The 13,658-nt window shown below is 71.7% G+C and carries 17 protein-coding genes; 9 read left to right on the top strand and 8 right to left on the bottom strand.

Annotated elements, in window-relative coordinates; all coding sequences use genetic code 11:
* Positions 1-14: 14 nt before the first annotated feature.
* Positions 15-959: an NAD-dependent epimerase/dehydratase family protein gene (locus K7396_RS33635; RefSeq protein ID WP_086715403.1), complete on the top strand. Its 945-nt coding sequence runs from the start codon at positions 15-17 to the stop codon at positions 957-959.
* Between the two features lie 51 nt (positions 960-1,010).
* On the opposite strand, the gene K7396_RS35750 is transcribed toward K7396_RS33635, so the two are convergent.
* From K7396_RS35750 to K7396_RS33645, 3 genes are all read right to left on the bottom strand, one after another.
* Positions 1,011-1,136: a hypothetical protein gene (locus K7396_RS35750; protein ID WP_263295989.1), complete on the bottom strand. Its 126-nt coding sequence runs from the start codon at positions 1,134-1,136 to the stop codon at positions 1,011-1,013.
* Positions 1,137-1,148: 12 nt separating this feature from the next.
* Positions 1,149-1,922, bottom strand: coding sequence for an MSMEG_1061 family FMN-dependent PPOX-type flavoprotein (locus K7396_RS33640; protein WP_107421133.1), 774 nt, complete (start codon positions 1,920-1,922; stop codon positions 1,149-1,151).
* A 157-nt stretch (positions 1,923-2,079) separates the two neighbouring features.
* Entirely contained in the window at positions 2,080-3,072 is a 993-nt protein-coding gene (locus K7396_RS33645; protein WP_086715405.1) for a PDR/VanB family oxidoreductase, read from the bottom strand.
* Between the two features lie 108 nt (positions 3,073-3,180).
* Between K7396_RS33645 and K7396_RS33650 the strand changes: the two genes are divergently transcribed.
* From K7396_RS33650 to K7396_RS33660, 3 genes are all read left to right on the top strand, one after another.
* Entirely contained in the window at positions 3,181-3,819 is a 639-nt protein-coding gene (locus tag K7396_RS33650; protein WP_223660292.1) for a TetR/AcrR family transcriptional regulator C-terminal domain-containing protein, read from the top strand.
* Between the two features lie 189 nt (positions 3,820-4,008).
* On the top strand, positions 4,009-4,512 hold the full coding sequence (locus tag K7396_RS33655; protein WP_223660293.1) for a PepSY domain-containing protein: 504 nt from the start codon (positions 4,009-4,011) through the stop codon (positions 4,510-4,512).
* 182 nt (positions 4,513-4,694) lie between these two features.
* Positions 4,695-5,138, top strand: a complete 444-nt coding sequence (locus K7396_RS33660) for a hypothetical protein (RefSeq protein WP_086715406.1) — start codon at positions 4,695-4,697, stop codon at positions 5,136-5,138.
* Positions 5,139-5,200: 62 nt separating this feature from the next.
* Here K7396_RS33660 and K7396_RS33665 read toward each other — a convergent pair whose 3' ends face one another.
* On the bottom strand, positions 5,201-6,004 hold the full coding sequence (locus K7396_RS33665; protein ID WP_086715408.1) for an ArsR/SmtB family transcription factor: 804 nt from the start codon (positions 6,002-6,004) through the stop codon (positions 5,201-5,203).
* A 67-nt stretch (positions 6,005-6,071) separates the two neighbouring features.
* Here K7396_RS33665 and K7396_RS33670 point away from each other — a divergent pair, with 67 nt between their 5' ends.
* Entirely contained in the window at positions 6,072-7,295 is a 1,224-nt protein-coding gene (locus tag K7396_RS33670) for an MFS transporter (protein ID WP_174886883.1), read from the top strand.
* 30 nt (positions 7,296-7,325) lie between these two features.
* Here the strand turns inward: K7396_RS33670 and K7396_RS33675 are convergent, their stop codons facing one another.
* Both K7396_RS33675 and K7396_RS33680 read right to left on the bottom strand, forming a co-directional pair.
* Positions 7,326-7,613, bottom strand: a complete 288-nt coding sequence (locus K7396_RS33675) for a DUF6343 family protein (protein WP_086715410.1) — start codon at positions 7,611-7,613, stop codon at positions 7,326-7,328.
* A gap of 118 nt (positions 7,614-7,731) precedes the next feature.
* Positions 7,732-7,965, bottom strand: coding sequence for a hypothetical protein (locus tag K7396_RS33680; protein WP_086715411.1), 234 nt, complete (start codon positions 7,963-7,965; stop codon positions 7,732-7,734).
* A 289-nt stretch (positions 7,966-8,254) separates the two neighbouring features.
* Here K7396_RS33680 and K7396_RS33685 point away from each other — a divergent pair, with 289 nt between their 5' ends.
* From K7396_RS33685 to K7396_RS33695, 3 genes are read left to right on the top strand one after another with little or no spacing between them, the layout of a single operon-like run.
* Positions 8,255-8,956, top strand: a complete 702-nt coding sequence (locus tag K7396_RS33685; RefSeq protein ID WP_086715412.1) for a CBS domain-containing protein — start codon at positions 8,255-8,257, stop codon at positions 8,954-8,956.
* On the top strand, positions 8,923-9,684 hold the full coding sequence (locus K7396_RS33690) for a CBS domain-containing protein (RefSeq protein ID WP_086715414.1): 762 nt from the start codon (positions 8,923-8,925) through the stop codon (positions 9,682-9,684). Before K7396_RS33685 ends, K7396_RS33690 begins: the two co-directional genes overlap by 34 nt.
* A gap of 23 nt (positions 9,685-9,707) precedes the next feature.
* Positions 9,708-10,298, top strand: coding sequence for a CBS domain-containing protein (locus K7396_RS33695; RefSeq protein ID WP_223660294.1), 591 nt, complete (start codon positions 9,708-9,710; stop codon positions 10,296-10,298).
* A 17-nt stretch (positions 10,299-10,315) separates the two neighbouring features.
* Here the strand turns inward: K7396_RS33695 and K7396_RS33700 are convergent, their stop codons facing one another.
* Positions 10,316-10,891 (bottom strand): Rv1733c family protein, encoded by a 576-nt coding sequence (locus K7396_RS33700; protein WP_223660295.1) that lies wholly within the window; start codon positions 10,889-10,891, stop codon positions 10,316-10,318.
* Positions 10,892-11,084: 193 nt separating this feature from the next.
* Between K7396_RS33700 and K7396_RS33705 the strand changes: the two genes are divergently transcribed.
* Entirely contained in the window at positions 11,085-11,792 is a 708-nt protein-coding gene (locus tag K7396_RS33705; RefSeq protein WP_086715418.1) for a response regulator, read from the top strand.
* Here the strand turns inward: K7396_RS33705 and K7396_RS33710 are convergent.
* A complete protein-coding gene (locus tag K7396_RS33710; protein ID WP_373866901.1) occupies positions 11,780-13,489 on the bottom strand; it encodes a sensor histidine kinase in 1,710 nt (569 codons plus the stop codon). The genes K7396_RS33705 and K7396_RS33710 overlap by 13 nt on opposite strands.
* Positions 13,490-13,658 lie beyond the last annotated feature (169 nt).

Below are 13,658 nucleotides of genomic sequence, written 5' to 3' on the forward strand. Positions count from 1 at the left end.
CGAAAGGACACGTCATGATCCTCGTCACCGGAGGTCTCGGCTTCATCGGATCCCATACCGTACGAGCGCTCCTCGACCTGGGCGAAGACTGCGTGGTGGTCCAGCGCCGCGCCCGTGAACTCCCCGCCGTACTCGCCGGAGCGCGGGTGGCGGTCGAGCAGGCGGACGTCGCCGATCGCGATGCCCTGCTCGCGATCGGCGACCGCCACGACATCACGGGCATCGTGCACCTGGCGGGACCCCATCCCTGGCCTCCCGTCCCTGGCTCGCCGGTCGAGGAGACACGGCGAGTGCTCGACGGGCTGCTGAACATCGTGCAGGCGGCGCAGGAGTGGGGCGTACGACGGCTCGGTATCGCCAGCACGATCGGGGTCTACTTCGGCGCCGCGAACGACGGACCGCTGCACGAGGACACCCCCTTGTCGATGAGTGCGTCCGCCTCGATCCCCGCCTTCAAAAAAGTCGGCGAACTGCTGGGTGGATTCCTTGCCGGCGTCACGGGTATCGACATCGTCAACTACCGCATCTCCGGCACCTGGGGCCCGCTCGGCCACCTCGATCCGTTCTTCGCCGCGCCCGCCCTCGTTCACGCCGCCGCCCGTGGCACGGCCCCGGATCTCTCCCACCTCATGGGGCCGGCCTTCGCCGAGGACGGACTCGACCTCAGCTATGTCAAGGACACCGGGCGGGCGATCGCGCTCCTCCAGCTCGCGGACAAGCTGAACCACCGCACGTACAACGTCGGTTCCGGCCACGCCACGACCAACGCCCAGTTCATCGAAGCGATGAAGAAGGTGGCTCCCGAGGCGCAGATAGCCCTCCCCGCCGGAGGCGACGCGTCGCACCTGGTCCTCGACATCAGCCGTCTGAAGGAAGACACCGGCTACCAGGCGGAGTATGACATCGAGCGAGCCGTCAGTGACTACCTCGCGTGGCTGCGCGCGGGCCATCAGAGGTGAGCCATGGCCGTTCGTCTCCGGCTTCGCCAGTGGCACCCGCCGGGACAGTTCTCAGCACCCGGGCGAAGTGCGACGGCGATAGGAGTGTGCGGCGAGGGCCAGGCCGATGCTCCACACCGGGAACTGCGGGATGCCGTAGACGACGATCAAGGGGGTGAAGACGCCGTCGTCGCTCATCCAGAGGGGGCATCAGAACAATCCGGTCCGGTAATGGTGTTCGGCGACCGTTTCCAGGGACCCCACGTCGCTGCCGAGGTGCACGGCCATCTTCTCCGCCATTTGCGCGGTGATCTGGGCGTAGAAAGTGCTGCCGAGCATGAGGGAGTCGGCCAGGCCCCGGGGGTCGTTCTCCCAGAGCCGGGCGCGGATCACGGCTTTGCCGCACTGGAAGAACGCCTCCCGCACCTTGACGATCGTCGCGAGGACAGCGGGTTTGCCCTCTGCTCCGAGCCGTTCGAGCAGGTCGGGGTCGTCGGTGAGGAACGCGTCGCCGTTCACCCGGACCGTCTCGCGTACGCCGGGGACGAAGAAGACCATGCCCACGGCCGGGTTGCGGGTGATGTTCTCGAAGGTGTCGGCGGTGCGGTTGCCCGGACGGTCGGGGACGGCCAGGGTCCACGGGTCCAGAACCCCGACCGCACCCGGCGGGTCTCCTTTGGGGCTGGCGTCCACGGCCCCGCTGTCGTCGGCGGTGGCCAGGCAGAAGAAGGTGCTGTGGGCGATGAAGCGGCGGGTGAAATCGCCGAGGAACGGCTCCTTCTTCTCCGCGATGAAGGGTTCCGGGTGCCCGAGGATCTCCCGGACGCGTGCCATGCCGATGGCGCGGTAGGCGTCGGCGGCGGTGCGTTCGGGGGCGGGGCCGCGGTGGTTCCACACCTCGACGGCGGGGTCGGCGATGCTGCCGGAGAACGCGTCGGACGTCTCGTCGTGGGTGGTGTGCCGGGTGGCGGCGGCCGGGTGCATGGGGCGCTCCTTGGCAGACGGGCGGGTGGTCCGGGGTTCGCGGCCGGAGGGTGCGGAGTCAGGCGTGGAGGAACAGTCGGTGGGTGTGGCGTCAGGCATCGAGGGCCGGCCGGTGGGTGCGGAGTCGGATATCGAGGGCCGGTCGGGGTGTGTGGAGTCAGACATCGAGGACCAGTCGGGGGGTGCGTGCCCGGGAGACGCAGAGGTACATCCGGTCGCCCTTCTCCCGGTCGTCCTCGGAGAGGATGTCGTCGCGGTGGTCGGGGACGCCTTCGAGCACCCGGGTCTCACAGGTGCCGCACACTCCCTCGCGGCACGAACCGGCCACCGGCAGGCCCGCGTCGGCGAGCGCGTCCAGGACACTCCGCTCCGCCGGTACGTCCACGGTGCGGCCGGACCGGGCGCAGACCACCTGCACGTCGGTGTTGCAGGTGCTTTCCCTGGTCCGCGGCCTGAATCGCTCCATGCGCACGGTCCCCTGGGGCAGGTGCGCGGCGGCGTCCGTGACGGCGTCCAGCAGCGGTTCGGGGCCGCACGCGTAGACGGCCGAGTCCGGGCGGGTCCGCTCCAGCAGCGCAGTCAGCGGGATGCGTCCGGACTCGTCCCCGGGGTAGAGGCGGACGGCGTCGCGGTGGGGTGCCAGCTCGGTGCGGAACGCCATGGCGGAGGCGGAGCGCCCACCGTAGACGAGGCTCCAGCGCGCGCCTGCGGCGGCGGCCTGACGCACCATCGGCAGGATCGGGGTGATGCCGATGCCGCCCGCGATGAACAGGTAGGAGTCGGCCGGCTCGAAGCGGAAGTGGTTGCGGGGCCCACGGATCCGCAGGGGCTGACCGGGCCGAAGAAAGGAGTGCACATACTCCGATCCGCCACGGCTCGCGGGCTGGCGCCGTACCGCCAGGCGGTAACCGGACAGGTCGTCGGGAGAGCCGCACAGCGAGTACTGCCGGACGATGCCGTTGGGCAGTAACAGGTCCACGTGGGCGCCGGGCTGCCAGGCGGGTAGCTGTCCGCCGTCCGGCCGGGCCAGCAGCACGGAGACCACTCCGGTGGCCTCCCATCTGAGCTGCCGCACCATCACCGGGGTCTCCTGCCGCTCGGTCTCCGGGGCCTGTGGTTCAGCCGCGGCGGGCACGGTACTGGTCGCCATTCCTTCTCCTTCCGACGGGCCGACGGGCTTCTCGTGGGCTGCCCGAAAAGCCAGTAACAGCGTTAACGGCGGTAAAAGGAAGCTAGTGATAACATCGTTAACATGTCAATGCGGGGAAGTAGCGGCGCCGGTACGCGCAAGGGCCCGATCCGGGCGGACACGGTGGTGGACGCCGCGTTGGCCCTGGTCAACGTCGGCGGCCTGGAGTCACTGACCATGCGGCGCCTGGCCGACGCCCTGGGGGCCCAACCGCCCGCCCTGTACCGGCTGTTCCGCGACAAGGGCGCACTGGTGGACGCGATGGCCGACGCGGTACTGGCCGCCGCGCTCGGCCCGCTCCCGGAGGCGGACTGGGAGACCCGCGTCGAGGTGCTTGCCGGACGGCTGCGGGCGGCGATGCTCGGCCAGCGCGACGGGGCCCGCATCGTGGGGGGCTCCTACACCACCCGGCAGCCCACCCACATGCTCGCCGATTCCTTCCTGGCCGCCATGACGGAAGCGGGCTTCACCGGAAAGGCCGCGGTATGGGCCACCACCACCGTCTTCTCCTACGTCCTGGGCGAGGCACTGGAACAACAAGGGCGTACCGAGGTGGACCTCGTCGACATGCAAGCGGCGCTCTCCGCCGAGGACTACCCGCACCTGGCGCGAAGCTCCCTGCCGGCCATGCTCGAATTCGACGACAGATTCGCGTTCGGACTCCGGATGCTCACGGCAGGACTCCGGGAGGGGAGCACGCACCCGTAGTGCGCACCCGTAGCGCTCACCGAGGCCGATGAGCAGCACGCTGCCCTGACGTTCGCGAGAGTCCTGGGCGCGCACGCGCTGTCCGGGCCGGCAACTCCGGGCCGCCGCTTCGCCCTTCCCGGGAGCCGGAGCCTGAAGAGCGCTTCAGGACTTCAGGGTGTCTTCAGGTTCCGTTCGGCACCGTGGTGAATGTCGGAAGGGCGCGACAGGGCCCGCCGACGGAACCGAACGGCACACGATCCGGAGGAACTTCCCCATGAAGGCCACCGCCAAGCGCACGCTCGCCCCCCCCGCGCCGTCGTCCTCGCCACGGCCGCCGCCGTCGCACTGATCGGCGGCACGGGTGCCGCGACCGCCTTCGCGGACGACGACGGCCCGGCCCCGCAGTCCTCGGTCCAGCTCTCGCAGAACGAGCGCCACTTGGACGACACCGCCAAGGAGCGCGCGCAGGTCAAGGCCGGCAAGATCAGCCAGTCCGAGGCCACCGCCAAGGCCCTCACGGCCGTACCCGGCACCGCGACCGCCGCCGAACTCGACAACGCGGACCGCAACGGCGCCCTCGTCTGGGAGGTCGGCGTCCTCGGCAAGGACCACAAGAGCCACGAGGTCACCATCGACGCGGCCACCGGCAAGACCCTGGGCCAGCACGTCGACCAGGACGACCGCGACGGCGACGACGGCGACGAGGACTGATCCGGCACCTGCGGAGTTCAGTCGCCAACTGCGGCGCCCCGTACTTCCGGTGACCGGGCGCCGCAGTCGGCGGGGATCGTCAGGTGGAGCGCTCAGAGGGCTCGGATCAGGCGGGTCGCGGGTCGCGGGTCGCAGGTCGCGGGTGGAGGAACCGACCTTCCCTCTGCGATGTCCTGGCAGGCATGGCGAAGCTTGCGTTTCTGATTCTGGCCTTCGGGCCGGTCCTGGCGCCCTGTGTGTTCGTGGTCGCCGCCACGGCGCTCTCCTTACGGGCCTACCGGCGGCTGCCGGGCAGGGGATGGCGCCTGCCGAGCGTCGCGACGTGCGCGCTCGTCGCGGTCATGGCCGGTGCGGCCGCGTTCGGCGGGTATGCGTGGGGTGTGATGTCGGGGTTCTACATCCTTGACCCGGATCAAATGTGCGCGGCACAGGTAGTGCGGGGCGATCACATCGAGACGCGGGAGACGCTGCCGGTCAGTGCGCGCTGCGTCACGTCGGACGGCGTGGCATCCGAGCTGGTGCCGGGCTGGGTGAATCCCCTGATCTATCTGGGGCTCACGCTGCTCGTGGCCGCCCTCGTGACGGGAGTCCTCGCGGGGCTGCGCCGCCGCACCGGCCGGAGGTGAAGCAATCCGCCGTGCCTGTCACCGCCTCCAGGGATACGAGAACCGGCCGGGGTCTCACGATCTCACCGGTGGCTCCCGGGTGCCGGCCCCGACGCGTTCACCAGCACCTCTCCGGCAGCCGTCCGCACGTACAGTACCGACCGCCCGGCCCTTCGACGGGTCACCAGGCCCGCGTCCAGCAGCACTCGCAGATGCCGTCCCACCGAACCCAGCCCCTGCCCGGTCACGGCGACCAACTGGGTCGTGCTCATGGGGGTTTCGAGCAGCACCAGCAAGCCGGCCCGCGCCGTCCCGATGAGCGCCCCGAGCCCGGCCGGGACGGGCCGCCGGTCGTGGTCCTCGGCGAGCACCCCGAGGCACGGGTAGACGACGGCGTACCGCTCCCGTCCCTCCCACGACACCCATCCGGCCCTCGGTGTCACCGGCATGAACAGCAACTCGGCCCCGGCGGCGATCTCCCGCGGCGGATACGCGTTCAGGTTGACCTGGAACCGGCTCTCCCCGAGCCACCGGACCCCCGGCCGAAGTGAGTCGAGCACCGCCGCCCAGCCGCCCTGGCTCACCTGCGCGGTCCGCGCGATCATGTCGGCCTCCAGGACGCGTCGCCGGCGCTCCCAGTACGGCCGCACGGTGTGTTCCCAGACGTAGGTCAGGAGCGCGGTCGCCCGCACGAGCAGCGTGGTCACCGGGTCGGCCGCGAGGCGCGCGAGGTAGCCGGGCAGGTGCGCGCGCAGCCAGGTCTCCTCGCCGGGATGGGCACCGGTCCCCGCGTGCAGCAGTTTCAGGCTCGCGAAGGTCTCGGCGAACGGCGAGAGCACGAACCGGCTGCGGGCGAGGGTGTCGGTGCCGATCTGCCATGAGCCCATGCGTATGACCTTTCGCGTGTCGGCGAAACAGTAAACACGACACCCGGCCGCTCCGAGACTTCGACGCATGCGCAGCTACCGCTCCCTGTTCCGGGCCCCGGAGTTCACCCCGTTCCTGCTCTCCTTCGCCTTCTTCGCCGCGGCCCAGACGATCGGCGGCCTCGCTCTCGGCACGCTGGTCTTCCGGGCCACCGGCTCCCCGCTCCTGTCGGCGGTGAGCATGTTCGGCCCGCAGCTGGCGCAGTTGGCGGGGGCCGCTTTCCTGCTCTCGGGCGCCGACCGTCTGCCCCCGCGCGCGGTCCTTTCCGGCCTCGCCCTCGCCTTCGCGGCCGGCACGGGGGTGCTGGCGCTGCCCGCCCTGCCGGTCTGGGCGGTCTTCGCCGTCGTCCTCCTGCAGGGCCTGGCCGCGTCGCTGGGCGGGGGAGTGCGCGGGGGACTGTTGACCGAGATCCTGTCCAAGGACGGCTATGTGCTGGGGCGTTCGGTGTACAACATGCTCTGGGGCCTGACGCAGGTGGCCGGGTTCGCGACGGGCGGCGCACTGCTGGCGCTGCTGTCCCCGCGGACCTGCCTGCTCCTGGCGACGACGCTGTATCTGGCGTCGGCCCTCGTCACCCGCCTGGGCCTCGCGGCCCGCGCACCGCGTTCCGTGGGACGCCCGTCCGTCTCGGCGACCTGGCGCACCAATGCCCTCCTGTGGTCCTCGCGCTCCCGCCGTCTGACGTACCTGGGCCTGTGGGTTCCCAACGGCCTGGTGGTCGGCGGCGATTCGCTCTACGTCTCCTACGCCCCCGGAGCCGCCGGCACGCTGTACGCGTGCGGGGCGCTGGGCATGTTCGTGGGCGACCTGGCGGTGGGCCGCCTGGTGCCACCCGCGGTGCGCCCCCGTCTCGCGACCCCGCTGCGCCTGCTGCTGGCCGTTCCCTACCTGTTCTTCGTCCTCCGGCCGGGAGTGCCGCTGTCGGCGCTGGCCGCCGCCGTCGCCTCCGTCGGTTTCGCCGCGAGCCTCGTCCTCCAGGAACGCCTGATGTCCCTCACCCCCGACGACCTCGCGGGGCAAGCCCTCGGCCTGCACGCCACCGGCATGGCCGCCCTGCAGGGCGTCGGCGCCGCCCTCGCGGGCACGCTGGCCCAACGGACCTCCCCGGCCACGGCGATGACGCTGATGGCCGCCGGATCGGTCACCGTGACCCTCGCCCTCGCGGTCCTGGGACGGCGCGAGGAACGACGGCCGGCCGTCACCGGTGCGGGCCCGGGGGTTCCATCGGAGCCGGCCGCCGTGGATTCGTGAGACCCGGGCCGGAGATTCCTCTCGGGTCGCCTACGGGGCGTTCTTGTCCGTCGGGTTCGTCTTGCCCTTCTGCCGGAGGCGGCGCGTGAGCACCACGAGATCGATCACGGCGGCGATGGCGAGGACGCCGCACACCACCGCCAGCACCAGCAGCACGGTGGGGCTGGGGGAGTCGTGCGGTCCGGCGGCGTGTGCGGCGAGCGCCAGGCGCACCGTGGCGGCGACGAGGAGCACCAGCGCGCCGGCGGCCAGCGTCCGCCGCAGCCGCAGTGGACTCTGGGCGGTCACCGGCTCCGTGCCTGTGCGCCGTTGCTTCATGGCTGCCTCCTCGGAGCGGCACCGCCCCGGGCTCGCGGTGCGCCGGCGGGGCTCACCCCTGCTGCCCAGGGGCCGTGTGGTGCCCGAACGTCGACGGCGGGGACGGGGCCGTGGCCGTTCATGCGTGGTCGGTGAGCGCGGTGTGGCCCTTGGCGCGGGCGCAGTGGGCGCAGCAGTAGAACTTTCCGTCGGCCTGGTGGCCGTGGCCCAGGATGCGGCAGCCGCAGTGGTCGCAGAGGGGAGCGAGCTTGTGCGCCGCGCATTCGAGGCTGTCGAAGGTGTAGGCGCCGCCGGCCACGTGGACTTCGAAGGCCATTGCGTAGTCGTTGCCGCAGACGTCGCAGGCTGCCATGTGCTCTCCTCGTGGGCGTGCGTGGTCGGGCTCCGGGCGGAGCGGTATCCCCATGACCTCACGGGTTCCGCGACGCCGCGCGACGCGGATGGCAGATGGCGCAGTCCTCGGCTGTACGGCATGAAGTGTCCGGGGGAACCTGCCGGGTGCCCGCGCCCGCGCCCGCCCCAGCCCCTGCCGGTCGGCTGGGAGAGGGACCGGTCGGCCCCTGCCCGGCCGGCGCGGTGCATCTCAGACTGGAGGTGTCACGACGGCCACGTGACGCCGGTCCGTGCACCGAGGAGGCATCATGCTCAACACTCCGCACATCGTCAGGGATGTGATGACGAGGACCGTGGCCGCGGTCGACCGGGGGGCGCGGTTCAAGGAGGTCGTCCGGACCATGGAGGAGTGGCAGGTCAGCGCTCTGCCGGTGCTTGCGGGGGAGGGCCGGGTGGTCGGCGTGGTCTCCGAGGCCGATCTGCTGCCGAAGGAGGAGTTCCGGGAGTCGGACCCCGGCCGTCTGGAGCAGTTGCGGCAGGTCGACGACGTGCGCCGGGCGGAAGCGGTGACGGCGGGGGAGCTGATGACCAGCCCCGCCTTGACCGTGCGGGCCGATGCCACGCTCTCCCAGGCCGCGCGGACGATGGCGCAGGAGTCCGTCAAAAGGCTGCCCGTGGTGGACGGGCACGGGGTGCTGCAGGGCATCGTCAGCCGTGCCGACCTGCTGAAGGTCTTTCTGCGTTCGGACGAAGAACTCGCCGGGGAAGTCCGCCGGGACATCGTGGGCGCGCTGTTCGCGGCACCGGCCAGGGATCTGCGGGTCACGGTCGCCGACGGGGTCGTCACGCTCAGCGGGCGGATCCGGGACACCTCGCTGGTCCCGGTGCTCGCCCGTCTGGTGCGGTCGGTGGAGGGGGTGGTGGACGTGGAGTTCGATGTGACCGGAGCGGCGTCCGCCCGACCCGAGGAGGCGTCATGGAACACACTCCGCACACCGTCAGCGATGTGATGACGCAGACCGTGGTGGCGGTAGGGCAGGAAGCACCGTTCAAGGAGATCGTCGCGACCATGGAGGAGTGGCAGGTCAGCGCACTGCCCGTGCTCGTGGGGGAGGGCCGGGTGATCGGTGTCGTCTCCGAAGCCGACCTGCTGCCGAAGGAGGAGTTCCGGGAGTCGGAGCCGAGCCGGATGGCGCAGCTGGGACGGCTGGACGATGTACGCAAGGCCGGTGCGCTGACCGCAAAAGAGCTGATGAGCACGCCCGCCCTGACGGTGCACGCCGACGACACCCTCGCCCAGGCGGCGCGGACGATGGCGTACAAGTCCGTGAAACGGCTTCCCGTGGTCGACGGCGAGGGGATGCTGCAGGGCGTCGTCAGCCGCTCCGACCTGCTGAAGGTCTTTCTGCGTTCCGACCAGGACCTGGCCGCGGAGGTGCGTACGGAGGTCGTCGGCCCGCTGTTCGGCGACTTTGCGAGGGACCTGGAGGTCAGGGTCGCCGAGGGGGTGGTCAGCCTCCACGGCACGGTGCGCGACACCGCGCTCCTCCCCGTCGTGGCCCGCCTGGTGCGGGCGGTCGAAGGCGTCGTGGACGTGGCGTTCGAGGTCACGGGGTCCCGCGCCGGACCGGCCGGGACCGCCGATGCCGGTGCCGCACCGGCCGGTGCCGCGCCCCGGTCCTCACCTGCGGCGGCTTTCCTGGGGCACGGACACGAGCGGAGTGCGGGGCAGGGATGAAGCGTCGGCGCGTCGGAAGCGTGATGACCGATGATGTCGTCAGCGCGCGGAGCGGGACGCCGGCCGATGTCATGGCGCGGTGGCTGGCGGAGTACGACATCAACGGCCTGCCCGTCGTGGACGCCGAGGACCGGGTGATCGGCGTCGTCTCCGCGACGGACCTGCGGCGCGACCGGCGCACCACGGACACCGGCGGCGTGCTCACGGCCGGCGAGGTGATGTCCGCTCCGGCCCGTACCGTCCGCGCCGACGACTCCGTGGTGCGTGCGGCCCGCCTCATGAGCACCGGCGGCATCGAGCGGCTCCCCGTGGTGGACGAGGAGGCCCGTCTGGTCGGCATGGTCACCCGGCGCGATGTGCTGCAGATCTTTTCCCGGACGGACGCGGAGATCCGCGACGAGGTCGTCGACGAGATCGTGGTGCGGGCGTTGTGGCTGAGCCCGCAGACCGTGGACGTGGTGGTGCGGCAGGGCATGGTGACGCTCAGCGGCCGGCTGGAGTCCAGCGGTGCGGTGGCCATCGCGGTACGGATGACACGGCAGGTCGACGGCGTGACGGCCGTGGTCAATCGCCTCACCCACCGGCACGAGGCCCCGTACCGGCAGCCGGCCTAGCCCGCGGCCGTCGCGGTTCAGGGCTGCCCCTGCCGCCACCGGAGGTCCGATTCCGCCCAGTCCTTCTCCCACTCGGCGTAGCGGCGGCGGTTCAGCAGGACCACTCCGGCCTTGTTCGCGCCGAGGAACAGCAGACCGGTGGCGGACGCGGCGACGATGCCGACCGCGATGCTCTCGGCGAGGGCGTCCCCGGGGATGGCGGGGTCCCGCAGCAGGGCTCCGTGCCGGTCGACCCATGCGGTGGTCCGGTCGCCCGCCCGCAGACCGGGCGCCACGGCCGTCTCTCCGGTCCGTGCCGTGCCGTCCGCGGCCGTCCAGCGCACCGTGGCGTGGACCCGGCCGCCGGTGCCGCCCGAGGGATCCACGCCGATGCGAGCGGGGGGATCCTCCGTGAGCACGGCGGACACGCTCTTCTGGCCGTGCCCCTGCCGCTGGGCGGAGGCGTCCAGCGCACTCCCCGCCACCACACCGGCGGCAGGCGCCGTCACGGCGATCAGGACCGCCGTGGTCAGGGCCATCCAGGACTCCGCCACGTCCGTCCCGCGCCGGAGCGGGTTGTCCCGCCATGGCAGGCGGATTGTCCGCAGCGGCATGACGCACCCCTCTCGCCTCCTTCGAGCCTGGCACGTCCGCAGCGCACAGGTGAGGGGCCGAACGGCCCACCCAGGGGACCGACCGGCGCCGCGGGCGCGGCGGACACGGGACCTCCGGCTCTGGCGGGTCGGTCCGGGACGCCGCACGATGGTGGTGAGCGGGGGTTCCCGCGTCCCGGCCCGGAGGGCACCCATGACCGACGCAGAGACGTTCTCACCGCAGCGGCCGATCCGCGTGTTCCTGCTCGACGACCATGAAGTCGTCCGCCGCGGGGTGCAGGACCTGCTCGACGCCGAGCCCGACATCGAGGTGGTGGGCGACGCCGGTACGGCGGACCACGCGCTCGCCCGGGTCCCGGCGCTGCGGCCGGATGTCGCGGTCCTCGACGTACGGCTGCCGGACGGCGACGGCGTCTCCGTCTGCCGGGACCTCCGCTCGCGGCTGCCGGGGCTGGCCTGTCTGATGCTCACGTCGTTCGACGACGACGATGCCCTGCTCGACGCGATCATGGCTGGGGCCGCCGGCTATGTGCTGAAGGAGATCAAGGGGTCCGATCTGGTCGCCGCGGTGCGCACGGTCGCCTCCGGCCGTTCCCTGCTCGACCCGGCGACGACATCGCGGCTGATGAGCACGCTGCGGGGCGAGGAGACGGACGAGGAGCCCGAGGCGGACGCCCTGTCGAGCCTGTCACCTCGGGAGAGGGAGATCCTCGGGCTGGTCGGCGAAGGGTTGACGAACCGGCAGATCGGCAAACGGCTCTATCTCTCCGAGAAGACCGTCAAGAACCACATCTCGCGTCTGCTGGCCAAACTCGGTGTGGAACGGCGCATCCAGGCGGCCGTCCTCGCCACCCAGGCCGCCCCGGCGCCGGACGCGCCCGCCGGCGGTCACCGCGACTGAGCCGTGCCCGGCGGCCGTGCGTCGTCCCCAGGCAGCGGTACCCACCACACCAGGCGCGTGCCGCCTTCCGCCGGTGCGTCGACGGACATCTTCCCGCCCATGCTCTCCGCTCGCCCGGCCAGGTTGCGCAGGCCGCTGCGTCGCCCGTCACGGGGGATGCCCACGCCGTCGTCCTGGACCGTCAGCGTCAGCATCCGATCGCGTACGACCAGGGACACGTCCGCCGCACCGGCGTGCGCATGCTGCGCGGTGTTGGACAGCGCCTCGCCGAGCACGGCCAGCGCCTGCTCCGCGACCTCGGCCGGCACCTCCGTGTCGATGAGTCCCTCCATGCGCAGGGACGGCCGGAACCCCAGTGTGTCGGCGGCCCGTTCCACCGAGGTCGTCATGCGGACCCGCATGCCGTGAGCGGCCCGCCGCGCGTCATGACCGCGGAGGCCGAATATGGTGGACCGGATGATTTTGATGGTCTCGTCCAGGTCGTCCACGGCCCGGATCAGCCGTTCGCCGGCCTCGGGGTGATCGACGAAACGCAGCGCGCTCTGCAGGGTCATACCGGTGGCGAAGAGCCGTTGGATGGCCAGATCGTGCAGGTCACGGGCGATGCGCTCATGGTCCCTGAGCAGCGTCAGCTGTTCGGCGTCGCGCCGTTGGTCGGCCATCTCCATGGCGAGGGCGCCCTGGCCGGCGAACGTCAGCAACGGCGCGGTCTCCGGCTCGGTGAAGGGGCTGCGGCCGTGGAGCCGGGCCAGCGACAGCACACCGCGTACCCGCTCGCCGGTCATCATCGGCACGGCGACCGCGGGCCCCAGACCCGTCCAGCGGGGCGGGCCGATGGTGATGCGGGGGTCGTGCTCGACGTCGAGGCTGATCAGGGTGCTACGGGCGGTGAGAGCCGCCCCGACGAACGATCCGTGGCGGGGGAGGACCAGTCCCCGGTGCGCCTCGGCATCCACGCCGACCGCGAGTGCCACGCTCAGGTTGTCGCCGTCGACCGGCAGCGCCAGCACTCCGAGGTCGGCGGAGAGGATACGCACCGCATGGTCGACGATCATCTTCAGCACGTCGGTGCCGCCCGCCCCGGGCAGCAGACCGGCGACGATCTCACCGTTCGCCTCCAGCCACCGCTGGCGATAGCGGGACTCCTCGTACAGCCGGGCATGGTCGATGGCCACACCGGCCGCGACGGCCAGCGTCGACAGCACGGTCTCGTCCTGGGCGTCGAACTGTCCGCCACCACGTTTCTCGGTGAGGTAGAGGTTGCCGAAGACCTTGTCGCGGACCCGGATCGGCACCCCGAGAAACGTGTGCATCGGCGGGTGGTTCGGCGGGAATCCGTACGACGCGCGGTGCGCGCCCAGTTCGGCCAGGCGCAGCGGTGCGGGATGACGGATCAGTTCCCCGAGAATGCCGTGACCGGCCGGCAGGGGGCCGATGGCACGAGCCTGCTCCTCGGAGATCCCGACCGGAAGGAACTGGGCGAGCCGGTCGTCCTCCCCGATCACGCCGAGCGCCCCGTACTCGGCGTCCACGAGGGCGACGGCCGCTTCGACGATGCGGCGCAGCACCTGCGACAGCTCCAGCCCCCTGCCCACGGACAGGATCGCTTCGAGCAGGAGCGAAGGCGGTCCGCCGGCTTCTCCTTCCACCGTCCGGAGCCGCTCTTGCAGGTCGTCCGGCAGCGCGCTCAGACGCACCTGAGCGTCCTCGGCTCGGTCAGGTCCCTCGTCGCCCACGACACCCTCCGCGGTGGCCGCCCGGGGCGCGGCCCCACACTCCACGGTACTGACCGCGGGGGGACGAGCACCTCGGGACGAGAACCGGGCCTGCCTGGGAAGGACACCTCGCGCGGCGCCCACAGCGCCG

It is taken from the genome of Streptomyces angustmyceticus, from assembly GCF_019933235.1.
Classification (GTDB): Bacteria; Actinomycetota; Actinomycetes; order Streptomycetales; family Streptomycetaceae; genus Streptomyces; species Streptomyces angustmyceticus.

What these genes read in the sequence shown, in the direction of transcription:
- K7396_RS33635 (WP_086715403.1), top strand. Translation starts at nt 15, where the DNA reads ATGATCCTCGTCACCGGAGGTCTCGGCTTCATCGGATCCCATACCGTA.
- K7396_RS35750 (WP_263295989.1), bottom strand. Translation starts at nt 1,136, where the DNA reads ATGAGCGACGACGGCGTCTTCACCCCCTTGATCGTCGTCTACGGCATC.
- K7396_RS33640 (WP_107421133.1), bottom strand. Translation starts at nt 1,922, where the DNA reads ATGCACCCGGCCGCCGCCACCCGGCACACCACCCACGACGAGACGTCC.
- K7396_RS33645 (WP_086715405.1), bottom strand. Translation starts at nt 3,072, where the DNA reads ATGGCGACCAGTACCGTGCCCGCCGCGGCTGAACCACAGGCCCCGGAG.
- K7396_RS33650 (WP_223660292.1), top strand. Translation starts at nt 3,181, where the DNA reads ATGCGGGGAAGTAGCGGCGCCGGTACGCGCAAGGGCCCGATCCGGGCG.
- K7396_RS33655 (WP_223660293.1), top strand. Translation starts at nt 4,009, where the DNA reads ATGTCGGAAGGGCGCGACAGGGCCCGCCGACGGAACCGAACGGCACAC.
- K7396_RS33660 (WP_086715406.1), top strand. Translation starts at nt 4,695, where the DNA reads ATGGCGAAGCTTGCGTTTCTGATTCTGGCCTTCGGGCCGGTCCTGGCG.
- K7396_RS33665 (WP_086715408.1), bottom strand. Translation starts at nt 6,004, where the DNA reads ATGGGCTCATGGCAGATCGGCACCGACACCCTCGCCCGCAGCCGGTTC.
- K7396_RS33670 (WP_174886883.1), top strand. Translation starts at nt 6,072, where the DNA reads ATGCGCAGCTACCGCTCCCTGTTCCGGGCCCCGGAGTTCACCCCGTTC.
- K7396_RS33675 (WP_086715410.1), bottom strand. Translation starts at nt 7,613, where the DNA reads ATGAAGCAACGGCGCACAGGCACGGAGCCGGTGACCGCCCAGAGTCCA.
- K7396_RS33680 (WP_086715411.1), bottom strand. Translation starts at nt 7,965, where the DNA reads ATGGCAGCCTGCGACGTCTGCGGCAACGACTACGCAATGGCCTTCGAA.
- K7396_RS33685 (WP_086715412.1), top strand. Translation starts at nt 8,255, where the DNA reads ATGCTCAACACTCCGCACATCGTCAGGGATGTGATGACGAGGACCGTG.
- K7396_RS33690 (WP_086715414.1), top strand. Translation starts at nt 8,923, where the DNA reads ATGGAACACACTCCGCACACCGTCAGCGATGTGATGACGCAGACCGTG.
- K7396_RS33695 (WP_223660294.1), top strand. Translation starts at nt 9,708, where the DNA reads ATGACCGATGATGTCGTCAGCGCGCGGAGCGGGACGCCGGCCGATGTC.
- K7396_RS33700 (WP_223660295.1), bottom strand. Translation starts at nt 10,891, where the DNA reads ATGCCGCTGCGGACAATCCGCCTGCCATGGCGGGACAACCCGCTCCGG.
- K7396_RS33705 (WP_086715418.1), top strand. Translation starts at nt 11,085, where the DNA reads ATGACCGACGCAGAGACGTTCTCACCGCAGCGGCCGATCCGCGTGTTC.